General features: G+C 71.4%; 13 protein-coding genes. 7 read left to right on the top strand and 6 right to left on the bottom strand.

Going from position 1 to position 12,542, the window contains the following annotated elements:
• The first annotated feature begins 83 nt into the window (after positions 1–83).
• Complete coding sequence (locus ACXKZB_RS11495) at positions 84–755, top strand: response regulator transcription factor (RefSeq protein WP_123312345.1); 672 nt, start codon at positions 84–86, stop codon at positions 753–755.
• A 261-nt stretch (positions 756–1,016) separates the two neighbouring features.
• Here the strand turns inward: ACXKZB_RS11495 and ACXKZB_RS11500 are convergent, their stop codons facing one another.
• Entirely contained in the window at positions 1,017–2,282 is a 1,266-nt protein-coding gene (locus tag ACXKZB_RS11500) for an MFS transporter (protein WP_488823208.1), read from the bottom strand.
• A 253-nt stretch (positions 2,283–2,535) separates the two neighbouring features.
• Positions 2,536–2,721 (bottom strand): hypothetical protein, encoded by a 186-nt coding sequence (locus ACXKZB_RS11505; RefSeq protein WP_488823209.1) that lies wholly within the window; start codon positions 2,719–2,721, stop codon positions 2,536–2,538.
• A gap of 124 nt (positions 2,722–2,845) precedes the next feature.
• On the opposite strand from ACXKZB_RS11505, the gene ACXKZB_RS11510 reads away from it, so the two are divergent.
• Positions 2,846–3,040, top strand: coding sequence for a hypothetical protein (locus tag ACXKZB_RS11510; RefSeq protein ID WP_148061747.1), 195 nt, complete (start codon positions 2,846–2,848; stop codon positions 3,038–3,040).
• A 28-nt stretch (positions 3,041–3,068) separates the two neighbouring features.
• Here the strand turns inward: ACXKZB_RS11510 and ACXKZB_RS11515 are convergent, their stop codons facing one another.
• Positions 3,069–3,377, bottom strand: a complete 309-nt coding sequence (locus tag ACXKZB_RS11515; RefSeq protein ID WP_488823210.1) for a thiamine-binding protein — start codon at positions 3,375–3,377, stop codon at positions 3,069–3,071.
• Positions 3,374–4,645 carry a glycosyltransferase 87 family protein gene (locus ACXKZB_RS11520; RefSeq protein ID WP_488823211.1) on the bottom strand — a complete coding sequence of 424 codons (1,272 nt, stop codon included), beginning with the start codon at positions 4,643–4,645 and terminating at the stop codon, positions 3,374–3,376. Before ACXKZB_RS11520 ends, ACXKZB_RS11515 begins: the two co-directional genes overlap by 4 nt.
• A gap of 114 nt (positions 4,646–4,759) precedes the next feature.
• Here ACXKZB_RS11520 and ACXKZB_RS11525 point away from each other — a divergent pair, with 114 nt between their 5' ends.
• Positions 4,760–5,470, top strand: coding sequence for a YceI family protein (locus ACXKZB_RS11525; protein WP_488823212.1), 711 nt, complete (start codon positions 4,760–4,762; stop codon positions 5,468–5,470).
• A gap of 264 nt (positions 5,471–5,734) precedes the next feature.
• Here the strand turns inward: ACXKZB_RS11525 and ACXKZB_RS11530 are convergent, their stop codons facing one another.
• Complete coding sequence (locus tag ACXKZB_RS11530) at positions 5,735–6,595, bottom strand: ADP-dependent NAD(P)H-hydrate dehydratase (RefSeq protein ID WP_488823213.1); 861 nt, start codon at positions 6,593–6,595, stop codon at positions 5,735–5,737.
• 24 nt (positions 6,596–6,619) lie between these two features.
• Between ACXKZB_RS11530 and ACXKZB_RS11535 the strand changes: the two genes are divergently transcribed.
• The 4 genes from ACXKZB_RS11535 (at position 6,620) to ACXKZB_RS11550 (ending at position 10,906) form a co-directional block, all read left to right on the top strand.
• Positions 6,620–7,252, top strand: a complete 633-nt coding sequence (locus ACXKZB_RS11535; RefSeq protein ID WP_340196345.1) for an HAD family hydrolase — start codon at positions 6,620–6,622, stop codon at positions 7,250–7,252.
• A 10-nt stretch (positions 7,253–7,262) separates the two neighbouring features.
• On the top strand, positions 7,263–8,345 hold the full coding sequence (locus tag ACXKZB_RS11540) for an NADH:flavin oxidoreductase/NADH oxidase (RefSeq protein ID WP_488823214.1): 1,083 nt from the start codon (positions 7,263–7,265) through the stop codon (positions 8,343–8,345).
• Between the two features lie 156 nt (positions 8,346–8,501).
• Complete coding sequence (locus ACXKZB_RS11545; protein ID WP_488823215.1) at positions 8,502–9,872, top strand: hemolysin family protein; 1,371 nt, start codon at positions 8,502–8,504, stop codon at positions 9,870–9,872.
• Positions 9,869–10,906 carry a hemolysin family protein gene (locus ACXKZB_RS11550; RefSeq protein WP_111086420.1) on the top strand — a complete coding sequence of 346 codons (1,038 nt, stop codon included), beginning with the start codon at positions 9,869–9,871 and terminating at the stop codon, positions 10,904–10,906. Before ACXKZB_RS11545 ends, ACXKZB_RS11550 begins: the two co-directional genes overlap by 4 nt.
• Positions 10,907–11,054: 148 nt before the next feature.
• On the opposite strand, the gene guaB1 is transcribed toward ACXKZB_RS11550, so the two are convergent.
• Positions 11,055–12,494, bottom strand: coding sequence for a GMP reductase (gene guaB1 / locus ACXKZB_RS11555; RefSeq protein WP_488823216.1), 1,440 nt, complete (start codon positions 12,492–12,494; stop codon positions 11,055–11,057).
• Between the last annotated feature and the right edge of the window lie 48 nt (positions 12,495–12,542).

The raw sequence follows: 12,542 nt of genomic DNA on the forward strand, positions 1-12,542 counted from the left end.
CGGACACCCGGACAGCCTGCCCGAGCCACGTGCCCCGCCCTCCTAGGATCGGGCACGACCTGCCCCCGAGAAAGGACGCCCGCATGGCGACTCCAGAGGAACCCATCCGACTCGCACTCGTCGACGACCACAGGATGCTCCTCGGCGCGCTCACGGAGTGGATCCGGAACGCCGCCGACGACATCACCCTGGTCGCCGCGGTCACGACCTGGCCCGAGCTCCTGACGAGCCCGGCGTTCCCGGTGGACGTGGTGCTGCTCGACCTGGACCTCAAGGACTCCATCCCGGTGTCGCTGAAGATCTCGACGCTCAAGACCGCCGGGGTGAAGACGGTCGTGATGAGCACGTACTCGGAGCCGAACGTCGTGCGCGAGGCCCTGGGGGCCGGAGCCCTCGGCTACCTGGTGAAGAGCGAGGACGCCGACATGATCGTCGAGGCGATCCGCTCCGCCCAGCGCGGCGAGCAGTACGTCTCCGCCGAGCTCGACCTGGCCATCAACAGCGGTGACGTCGGCGGCGTGCCGAAGCTCAGCGCCCAGGAGCGTCGCGTCATGGCGCTGTACGGCGGTGGCGAGCCCGTCAAGAGCGTCGCGTACCAGCTCGGCATCTCCGAGGAGACCGCGAAGAGCTACCTCAAGCGGATCCGCGAGAAGTACCGCGTCGCCGGGTTCGACGTCGGCACGAAGGTCGCGCTCCGGAAGCGCGCGATCACCGACGGCATCATCGTGCAGGACGGCGGCCCGCTGGGCCTGTAGCGCGCGGCGCACGTGCGGCGGTCTGCCGCACCCCACATCGGACGGGAGGCCCGTGGCGGCGTCGCCACGGGCCTCCCGTCCGATGGGCGGGCACGCCCACCGCGCGTGTCCGGCGGTCGGCGCCGACCTGCGGTCTGTCCCGCCACAGCGACACTGTGCCGCCGATGTCGGCGGTCCGTTCCGCGAAAGCGACAGTCTGCCGTGAACAGTTCGCGGCAGACTGTCGCTTTCGCGAACCGCCCTGGCGTCGCCCGCGTGCGGTCAGTGGATCGGAACGGGCGCCGTGATCGGACCGGTGCTCGGCGACGACGAACGGAGTGCAGCACGGCGCGTGGTGCGACGCTCGACCGAGTAGCTGACCATCGTGACGAGGACGCCGAGCAGCGCGAGGACGATGCCGAGCCAGCCCGGTGCGACGAACCCGAAGCCGGCCGCGATGACCGCGCCGCCGAGTGCCGCGCCGAGCGAGTTGCCGATGTTGAACGCCGAGTGGTTGAGCGCCGCGGCGATCGTCCGGGCGTCGCCAGCGACGTCCATCAACCGGGACTGCACCGCCGGCGGGATCGCCGACGAGGTCGCCCCGAGCAGGAAGGCGCCGAGGAGCATGCCCCAGAGCCACTGCGCGGTCAGCACCGTGAGCAGGAGGGCGCCGATGAGCGAGAACATGCCGAAGTAGATCGTGCGCTTCACGCTGTGGTCGGCGAGGTGTCCGCCCAGCACACCACCGACGACCATGCCGATGCCGACGACCACCAGGACGATCGGCACGAACGACTCCGGCATGCCGGTGACGTGCTGCACGAGCGGCGAGATGTACGAGTAGACGGCGAAGAACCCACCGAACCCGACGGCGCCGAGGCCCATCACGATCCAGACCTGCGGCACACGGAAGGCGCGGAGCTCCCGGCCGATCGTCGCGTGCTCGTCACGGGCGCTCTTCGGCACGAACGCCGCGACGGCGAGGAAGGTCAGCGCGAAGAGCGCGGCGACCACGCCGTACGCGATCCGCCAGCCGGCGAGCTGGCCGACCCAGGTCATCGCGGGGACACCGACGACGTTCGCGACCGACAGGCCGAGCAGCACCATCGCGATGCCCTTGCCGCGCTTGCCCGGGCCCATCATGTCGCCGGCGACGATCGATGCGATGCCGAAGTAGGCGCCGTGCGGCAGGCCGGCCACGAAGCGGGCGACGAGCACCAGGCCGAACGACGGCAGCAGTGCGCTCGCGATCGTCGCGAGGACGAACCCGACGAGCAGCACGAGGATCAGACCCTTGCGCGGGAACTTCGCGGACATCGCCGCGATGGTGGGAGCACCGACCACGACGCCGAGAGCGTAAGCGCTGACGAGCCAGCCCGCGTGCGCGATGCCGGCGTCCGGGTCGACGCCGTACTGCTGCGGCAGCAGCGCCTGCGCAATGTTCGGCAGCAGGCCCATCGCGACGAACTCGGTCGACCCGATGGCGAAGCCGCCGAGGGCGAGCGAGATGAGCGCGGCGGTGCGACGCGCAGGCGTGAGCTGTGACATGGGGCCTGTTCTCGGACGACGTCCTGCACGGGCGGCATCGGATCGGGGTGTCGGCTGGACGGGGTCGGCGGGGGCGATCCGCGATCGTCGCGGTCCACGTGCTGATCGACAGCGCGGCCACGCCCGAACGGGGTGCCGGTCCGGGTTCAGCAGCGAACGGGACGGTCCGGGTGGCGACGACCATCCGGTCCGAGCAGTGTAGACCGCTCCAAAGGCCGAACGGAAGTCGCCGTGCGCGGACCGCCGAGGTGGCTCAGGCCGCCTGACGCTCCGTGTGGGCGGGACGCGTCGACGCGGGAGCGAGTTCGGGCAGCTCGTCGCGGTGCGTCCAGCCGACGCCGCACTCGACGCACGTTGCCCAGGCGTTCTCGCCCTGTTCGTCCGTGTCGATGACGACCGTTTGCAGGTCGCAGTCAGGGCACCAGCCGTCGTGGGTCATCACGCGCTCCTCGTCGTCTCGGGGCCACCGGATGTGGCTCGACACGGGCAATGAGACACCCGACCACCGACATCCCCGGGAGGGCGACGGCGTGTCGCGCGGGCCCTCGTTGTTCAATGAGCACATGTCCCTCGCCGCCACCGTGCTCGCCTCGTGCCCCGCCGGCGCGCCCGTGAACTGCGAGGACGCCACCGATCCGATGGGCATGGTGATCGTGCTCATCGCCGTGCTCGCCGGGATCGCGCTGCTCACCGTGCTCGTGGTGCTCGGGCCGGACCCCCGCCGACGGACCCGGGCACGGCGGCGCGACAAGCGCTGAGCGCGAGCGCCGAGCAAGAGCGAGGGCGCTACTCGCCGAGCGCCGCTTCGAGCCGCTCGAGCTTGCCGTCGATCTCCCCGGTGTGCCCCGGTCGGATGTCGGCCTTGAGCACGAGCGACACCCGCGAGCCGTAGGCGCCCACGGCCTCGGTGGCGCGCTTGACGACGTCCATGACCTCGTCCCACTCCCCCTCGAGCTCCGTGAACATCGACGACGTCCGGTTCGGCAGGCCGCTCTCGCGGACCACTCGCACGGCCGCGGCGACGGCATCGTGCACGGAGCCGTCCGCCTGTTCGGAGGGACCACCGGACGGAGCAACGGAGAAGGCGACGATCATGCGTCCATCCTGCCCGCGCCCCGGCCCATCCGCACCAGCTCGACCACGGTCCACGCCAGGATCGCCACCTCGAGCACGTTCCGCAGCGTCAGGACCACGAGCATCCACGGCTGCAGCGTGAGCACCTGGTCGTAGTAGGCCGGGTAGATCAGCTGGGTCAGCACGGCGGTGGGCAGCGCGGCGATCGCGATCGGCACGAACCGGCGCACACTCGGCGTCCCGGCGGCCAGTCCCCACACGATCGGCACGGCGAGCCAGCCGATGTACTGCGGCGATCCAACTTTGTTGGTGGCGATGAGCGCGGCGACGAACAGCAGCGCGAGGACCGGCGCGAGCTCGGCCCGACGGGCTCCGCGGCGTGCGGCCCACAGCGCGAGGACGACACCGGCGACGACCACGAGGGCCATCAGCGGCGTCGAGACCGCGGCCGCCGCGTGCGTGCCGGCACCGGAGACCTCGAACGTCAGGATCTGCTGGTCGTAGAACACGGCCGCACCAGGAGCCCCGAACGCCGCCGCCCACATGAACGGCGTCGCGAGGGGCGACTCGATCTGCAGCGCACGCCCGGTCTGCTCACCGATGAACGACAGGAGGTACGGCGCGCCGCCCCAGAGCACGTCGACGAGCACGATGAGCGCGCTGAGCACGAGCGCCCCCGACAGCACGCCGCGGCGGTGTCCCCTCCGCAGGAGCAGCAGCACGCCGACGAGGGCGGCCGGCCAGACCTTCGTCCAGGCACCGGCGGCGAAGAGCGCCGAGGCGACCGCCGGCCGCGAGGCGACGAACGCCACCCCGACCAGTGCGAACACGGTCGCCACGGTGTCGATGCGCCCGAGGGCGATCGGACCGAGCGCGAGCAGGAAGACGAGCCACCACCACACGACGCGCACACCGCCCGCCGACGAGCCGCCCGCACGCACCGACGAACCGAGCGCGGCCCGCGCCCGGAACCGCCACAGGAACGCGCACGCCACGGCATCGAGCAGGACCATCAGCAGCAGCCACCCGGAGCCGATCGACGCGATGCCGCCGAGCGCCGCGGCGGCCATCGGCACGATCGCCAGGATCGGGTAGACCCACTCGCCGTCGATGCCGACCCAGAAGTCCGCGCTCCGCCCGGTCTCGATCCACCGGCTGTACGTGATGGTGACGTCGCCGAGCGGCAGGTTCGCCGAGACGGCCGTCAGCCACCACAGCGCCGCGTGCACGGCGGCGAACGCCAACACGAACCCGACGCGTTCGGTCCACGGGTTCCCGGTCCTCAGCACCGGACGAGCGTACCGGCAGCGGGCGTACCGGCAGCGAGCACACGGACAGCGAGCACACCGCAACCTGCTGAGAATCCCAGGCTCCCCCAACCATGACGTGTCACCGTCTTGCTCGTGACCACCGAACCCCCGCGCAAGCGCCGCAAGGCCGTCATCTGGATCTCCGTCATCGCCGCCGTCGTCGTGCTCGGCGTCATCGGGGCGATCGTCGCGACGAACGTCTACACGAGCAACGAGAACGCGAAGGCGTCCGCGGCACCGTCCGTGGCCGCCAGCCGCGAGGCCTCCACCCTCGACGACTCCGATCTGTCCGGCGACTGGACGGTCGGCGGCGACTCCGAGGCCGGCTACCGCCTGCACGAGGTCCTGAACGGCTCCGACGTCACCGTCACGGGCCGCACCGACAGCGTCTCCGGCAGCGCCACCGTCGACGGCACGAGCATCACGAAGGCGACGATCACCGTGCAGGTCGCCGACATCGCCACCGACTCCGACCAGCGCGACTCGTACTTCCGCGACTCCGCGATGGACACCTCCGCCTTCCCCGAGGCCACGTTCGAACTCACCGAGCCGATCGCCGACGCGGTTCCCAGCGGCTCGGACACGACGACGGTCACCGCGACCGGCAAGCTCACGCTGCACGGCGTCACGAAGGACGTCACCGCCGACCTGCAGGTCGGCCTGAACGGCGACGGCGTCGACATCTCCGGCTCGATCCCGGTCACGTTCTCGGACTACGACGTGCAGGCACCGAGCCTCGGCTTCGTGAAGGTCGACGACTCCGGCACGGTCGAGTTCCTGGTGCACGCGACACCCGCGAGCTGACGTCCGCGACGCGCGTCACGCCCGTGACGTGCGCGATGGGCGGACGGGAGGCCCGGTGCCAGCTGGCACCGGGCCTCCCGTCCGTCCCCGCTCGCGTCTCGGGCCGCGCCCCCTCGCGCATGCGTGCGCACGTTGCGACCTTCCACCCGTCGATCCGGTGGTGTTTCGTCGCAACATGCGCACGAACCCGTTGCGTGCGCATCTTTCGACGGAACACGCGTCGATCACCTCGTGCATCGTCGGAAGGTGCGCCCGCACCGACCGCTACCCGCGCGCGTCGCCGCCCCCGACCAGGTCCCGCACGACCCCCGGCAGCTCGGCGATGAGCGCCGTCATCGGGAACGGGCCGCCGCCGGACGCCCGCCGCGCCGCCAACCCGTGCACGACCGCAGCCGACGCGGCCAGGTGCGCGAGGTCCGACGGCGTCAGCGACGACCCCGCAGCCTCGACGGAACCCTGCCGCGCGGCGACGAGCGCCCCGAGCACCCCGCCGAGCACGTCCCCGGCACCGGCCGCCGCGAGCCACGGCGTCGCCGACGACGCCACGAGCCGCACCGACCCGTCCGGGGTGACCACGTGCGTGCGCTCGCCCTTGAGCAGCACGATGCTGCCGGTCTGCTCGGCGGCACGGAGGGCAGCGGCCGCCGGGCCCTGCTCGACCGAATCGCGAGAGACGCCGAGCAACGACGCGAGCTCCCCCGCGTGCGGGGTGAGGACGGCGAGCGGGCCGAGGTCGACGAGCGGGATCGCGCCCGCGTCGACGACGACCGGCACGCCGTCGTCGGAAGCGTGCCGGAAGCCTGAGGCGGTCCTGTCGTCCAGGTCACCGAGCGACGACGCCGAGATGCCCGAGCCGACGAGCCAGGCCTGCACGCGTCCCACGCCGGACACGGCCTCGGGGCGGCGGGTGAGCACGTGGTCGGTGGCGCGCGACGGTCCGACGTAGCGGACCATGCCGACGCCGGTGTGCACCGCGGCGTCGACGCCCAGCACCGCGGCGCCCGGGTACTGGTCGGACCCGGTCGCGATGCCGAGCACCCCGCGGCGGTACTTGGTGGACTCCCCCGTCGGCGCGGTGACCCACGCGGCGGCATCGGACGGCTGGACGGGCACGAAGTCGTTCACCGGCCCCACGTTACGGTGGAGCGCATGAGCCTGTTCCTGCCTGGTCGCGTGGTGGTCTTCGACTACGGCGAGGTGATCAGTCGGACGCCGCACGCGTCCCGTGACGCACTCGTCGAGCTGACGGGGGTGCCGGCCGACGAACTGTTCCCCGTCTACCAGGAGCTCCGCCACGACCTGGACCGTGGGGACCTCTCCGTCGTGGCGTACTGGCGGGCGATCGGCGAGCGCGTCGGACGCAGCTGGAGCATCACTGACATCCACCGGTTCTGGGCCGTCGACTTCACCGGGTGGTTCGAGGTCGAACCGGAGACCCTGGCGATCGTCGAGGAGCTGCACGACGCCGGCACCCGGGTGGCGCTGCTGTCGAACGCCGGCTTCGACTTCGGTGACCCGTACCGACGCTCCCCGATGGGCTCGCTGTTCGAGACCGTCGTCGTGAGCGCCGAGGAGCACGTCCTGAAGCCCGCCGCATCCATCTACCGCGACACCTGCGCGCGTCTGGGAATCGAGCCGCAGCAGATGGTGTTCGTGGACAACAGGGCCGAGAACGCCACCGGCGCGGAAGCGATCGGGGCGGTCGGCCACCACTACACGTCGTCGGCGTCACTGCGGTCGTTCCTGACGGAACTCGCGGCCGAGCCGGCGCCCGTCCCCTGAGGAGTCCCGCGTGACGCACGCCCTGTTCGAGCCGATCACCATCCGTGACCTGACGGTCCGCAACCGCATCTGGGTCTCCCCGATGTGCCAGTACTCGGCCGAGGAGCAGGACGGCATGCCGACCCCGTGGCACCTCGTCCACCTGGGCGGCTTCGCCAAGGGCGGGGCCGGCGCGGTCGTCGTCGAGGCCACCGGCGTGGTGCCGGAGGGGCGGATCAGCCCGCAGGACCTCGGGCTCTGGAACGACCAGCAGCGCGACGCCTTCAAGCCGATCGTCGACTTCCTGCACGCGCAGGGTGCCGCCGCCGGTGTCCAGCTCGCACACGCCGGCCGCAAGGCGTCGACGTTCCGCCCGTGGGAGTCCGAGCACGGCTCGGTCCCCGCAGACCAGGGCGGCTGGTCGACCGTCGGCCCGTCCGCCGTGGCCTTCGACGGGTACGCCGTGCCGCGCGAGCTGGAGACCGAGGACATCCGGGTCGTCGCCCTGGCGTTCGCGCAGTCCGCTCGCCGTGCCGTCGAGGCCGGGTTCGACCTGGTCGAGATCCACGCGGCCCACGGGTACCTGCTGCACCAGTTCCTCTCGCCGCTCAGCAACCACCGCACCGACCAGTACGGCGGATCGCTCGAGAACCGTGCCCGGGCGCTGCTCGAGGTCGTCGACGCCGTCCGTGCCGAGGTCGGCGAGGGCTTCCCGATCGTCGTCCGGTTCTCGGCGACCGACTGGGTGGACGGTGGGGTCACGCTCGACGAGACCACGCAGGTCGCCCGGTGGGCTGCGGAGCACGGCGCGGACCTGGCCGACGTCTCGACCGGCGGCAACGTCGCGAGCGCACCGATCCCGGTCGGCCCCGGCTACCAGGTGCCGCACGCCGCGGCGATCAAGCGCGACGCCGGCATCGGCACCATCGCGGTCGGCATGATCTCCGAGGGCTTCCAGGCCGAGCAGATCGTCGCGACCGGGCAGGCCGACGTCGTGATGGTCGGCCGCGAGTTCCTGCGCGACCCGGGCTTCCCGCTGCGTGTGGCCGTCGAACTCGGCGTGACCGTCGACTACGAGCCGCAGCAGTACCACCGCGCCCGCGTCACGGCGTAGGGACCGGCGGTTCTGTACGGATTCACGGCTCCGGGCCCCGGCAGGCAGTACGATTGGCAGCACTGTGGACGATCCCCCGAATAGTTCTTCGCCTCACTCATCCGCCGCTCACTCGGTGAGCTGCACGTCATCCCCGTGCGCGGACGGGGGTGAATCATGAGTCCGATCGACATCGTCATGCTCGTCGGCGGCATCCTGCTGACGCTCGGCACCGGCGTCTTCGTCGCGTCCGAGTTCGCGCTCGTCAACCTCGACCGCGCCGACGTCGAAGCGCGTCGCGACCGCGGTGAGCCGGGCCTGGCACCCGTCATCGGGGCGTTGAAGGTCACCTCGACGCACCTGTCCAGTGCGCAGCTCGGCATCACGCTGACCACGCTGCTCACCGGTTACCTGCTCGAGCCGTCGATCGCGAAGCTGCTCGAGGCGCCGTTCCTGGCGATGAACCTGCCGGAGGGCATCGTCGAGACGGTCGGCTCGATCATCGCGCTCGTCATCGCGACGCTGTTGTCGATGATCCTCGGTGAGCTCGTGCCGAAGAACTTCGCCCTCGCGCTGCCGCTGCAGACCGCGAAGCTCGTCGTGCCCCTGCAGATCGCCTTCACGACCGTGTTCAAGCCGGCGGTCGCGGTGCTCAACGGCACCGCGAACGCCGTGCTCCGGTCGATCGGCATCGAGCCCCAAGAGGAACTGTCCGGCGCTCGCAGCGCCGAGGAGCTCACCTCGCTGCTCCGCCGGTCGGCGTCCGAGGGGTCGCTCGAGCAGGACACCGCGACCCTGCTCGAACGGACGATCTCGTTCTCCGAGCTGAGCGCCAGCGACGTGATGACCCCGCGCCCGCGGCTCTCCACCATCCGCGTGTCCGAGTCCGCGCAGGACGTCATCGCCCTCGCCCGCAAGACCGGCTTCAGCCGCTTCCCCGTGATCGAGGAGGACGCGGACGACGTCGTCGGCATCGTGCACGTCAAGCAGGCCGTCGCCGTCCCGCGCGAGAAGCGCGCGGAGGTCCCCGTCGGGGCCCTCATGACCGACGCCGAACGCGTGCCCGAGACGATGCCCGGCGACACCCTGCTCGCCGAGGTCCGCGGCCGCGGCTACCAGATGGTCATCGTGGTCGACGAGTACGGCGGCACCGCCGGGGTCGTCACGCTCGAGGACCTGATCGAGGAGATCGTCGGCGAGGTCTCCGACGAGCACGACCGCGCGCGCATCGACGTGGTCCGCTCCCGCGACTGGTTGACCTTCCCCGGTCTCCTGCGCCCCGACGAACTCGAGGACCGCGCGGGCGTCAAGGTGCCGGAGGACGGCCCGTACGAGACCGTCGGCGGCTTCCTCATGTCGACGCTCGGCCGCCTGCCCGTCGTCGGTGACGAGGTCCCGCTCGACGGCGGTGTGTTCCGCGTCGAACGCCTCGACGGCCGCCGGATCGACCGCATCCGTTGGACCCCGACACCCCCGCCGACGGACACCGCGGCGACCGCCATCATCATCCCGGCCACGAAGACCGCCACGAAGGGCAGCACCCGATGAGCTCCGACTGGTGGGGGATCTTCTGGCTCTTCGTGCTGCTGCTCGGCAACGCGTACTTCGTCGCCGCCGAGTTCGCCGTCATCTCCGCCCGCCGCTCGCAGATCGAACCGCGTGCGGAGGAGGGCTCGAAGGCCGCGCAGATGACCCTGTGGGCGATGGAGCACGCCACCCGCATGCTCGCGACCACGCAGCTCGGCATCACGGTCTGCTCGCTGCTCATCCTGAACGTCTCCGAGCCGGCGATCCACCACCTGCTCGAGGTCCCGCTGCACCTGACCGGCTGGAGTGTCGAGGTCATCGGCACCGTGGCGTTCGTGATCACGCTGCTGCTCGTCTCGTTCCTGCACGTGGTGTTCGGCGAGATGGTCCCGAAGAACATCTCGTTCTCGATGCCGGACCGCGCCGCCCTGCTGCTCGTGCCGACGCTCTGGTACATCGGCCACGGCCTGCACTGGGTGATCGTCGGCCTGAACGAGGTCGCGAACGCCGTGCTGCGGCTGTTCCGCGTCGAGCCCAAGGACGAAGCGGTCAGCGCGTTCACGGTCGAAGAGGTGCAGACCATCGTGGAGCAGTCCCGCCGCGAGGGCACCCTGACCGACGACGGCAAGCTCGCGCTGGCGTTCGAGTTCACCGAGAAGAAGGTCCGCGACGTCGCCGTGCCGATGGCCGAGCTCGTCACCCTGCCCGAGGACGCCACCCCGGCGGACGTCGAGCGTGCGGTGGCGCAGCGCGGGTTCTCGCGGTACGTGCTCGTCGGCGAGGACGGATCCCCCACGGGCTACGTGCACGTGAAGGACGTCATCGACCTACGGCCGGACGAGTTCGACGACCCGGTGCCGCCGAAGCGCATCCGGCAGCTCATCTCGCTCTACACGGAGATGGACCTCGAGGACGCCCTGGCCACCATGCGAGCTGCTGGCCGCCACGTGGCTCGCGCGTTCGACGCCGACGGCCGGACCCTCGGCGTGCTCTTCCTCGAGGACATCCTCGAGGAGCTCGTCGGCGAGGTCGAGGACGCGACCCGACGCCGGTAGACGCGGGAACAGACGGACGGGAGGCACGGTGCCAGCTGGCACCGTGCCTCCCGTCGATCGTGTGGCCACGTTCACCGCCGCGAAAGCGACAGATCCCTGCGAACGTTCCACAGGGATCTGTCGCTTTCGTGGTGCTGGCGGCCAGCCGCTACCAGCTGACGGGGAGCGGCTTGCCCTCCTCGTACCCGGCGGCGGACTGGATGCCGACCAGGGCGCGCTCCGAGAACTCGGCGAGCGACGCGGCACCGGCGTAGGTGGCGGAGCTGCGGACGCCCGTCGTGATCATGTCGAGCAGGTCCTCGACGCTCGGGCGCTCCGGGTCGAGGTAGATCGTCGACGACGAGATCCCCTCGGCGAACAGCTCCTTGCGGGCTCGCTCGTACGGGTCGAGCCGCTCGAAGCGCTCGCGGACGGCCTTGGCGGATGCCATCCCCCAGCTCTCCTTGTAGGCCTTGCCGGCGGCGTCGCGGCGGAGCACGCCCGGCGCCTCGAGCGTGCCGGCGAACCACGAGCCGATCATCACGGCCGATGCACCGGCCGCGAGGGCGAGGGCGACGTCGCGCGGGTACCGCACCCCGCCGTCGGCCCAGACGTGGGCGCCGAGTGACCGGGCAGCCGCCGCGGTCTCGAGGACGGCGGAGAACTGCGGCCGACCGACGGCGGTCATCATGCGCGTGGTGCACATGGCGCCGGGTCCGACACCGACCTTGATGATGTCCGCGCCCGCGTCGACGAGGTGGGCAACGGCGTCGGCGGTGACGACGTTGCCGGCGACGAGCGGGATCCCGAGCCGCAGTGCGGCGACGGTGCGGAGCGCGCGGAGCATGCCCTCCTGGTGTCCGTGGGCCGTGTCGAGGACCAGCACGTCGACCCCGGCGGCGGCGAGGGCCTGCGCCTTGGATGCGACGTCGCCGTTGATGCCGATCGCGGCTGCGACGCGCAGGCGGCCGGAGGCGTCGACGGCGGGGGTGTAGATGTCGGAGCGGATGGCGCTCGTCCGGCTCGTGGTGCCGACCACCTTGCCGTGCCGCACGACGGGCGCGAAGTCGACCTCGGCGCCGCTCAGCACGTCGTACACGTGGCGGGGTGTGCCGGCGTCCTCGGCGTCGATCGCAGTCGACGCGCCGTGCAGCAGGTCGCCGAGCGTCGCGTCCGGGCCGGCGTCGCCGAGCCGGCTCGCGGGGACGCATCCGAGGTACTCCCCGGCTGTGTCACGGACCACCACGCCACGACCGGCGACGGGCAGCAGCTGCTCCAGGGCCTCGGCGACGGTGGTGGACGCGCCCATGTCGTAGGCGGTGTCGTAGTCGACCGGCTGGTCCTTCACCCAGCGGATCGCGGCGTCGAGGTCCTGCAGGTGCATGTCCTGCGGCAGGACGCCGAGGCCACCGCGCCGGGCCAGGGTCGCGGCGAGGCGCGGACCCGTGACCGAGTTCATGTTGGCGCTCACGATCGGGATCGTCGCACCGCTGCCGTCGTTGGACGCCAGGTCGACGTCGAAGCGGCTCGTCACACCGGAACGGCTCGGGACGAGGAAGACGTCGGAGTAGGTCAGGTCGTGCGTCGGCCGCGTCTCGTAGAACCTCATGGGCCCCACTGTACGGCTCCGCCGGAAGGCCGGACCGGGCCCGACTCG

Source organism: Curtobacterium sp. ABR8 (genome assembly GCF_057812125.1).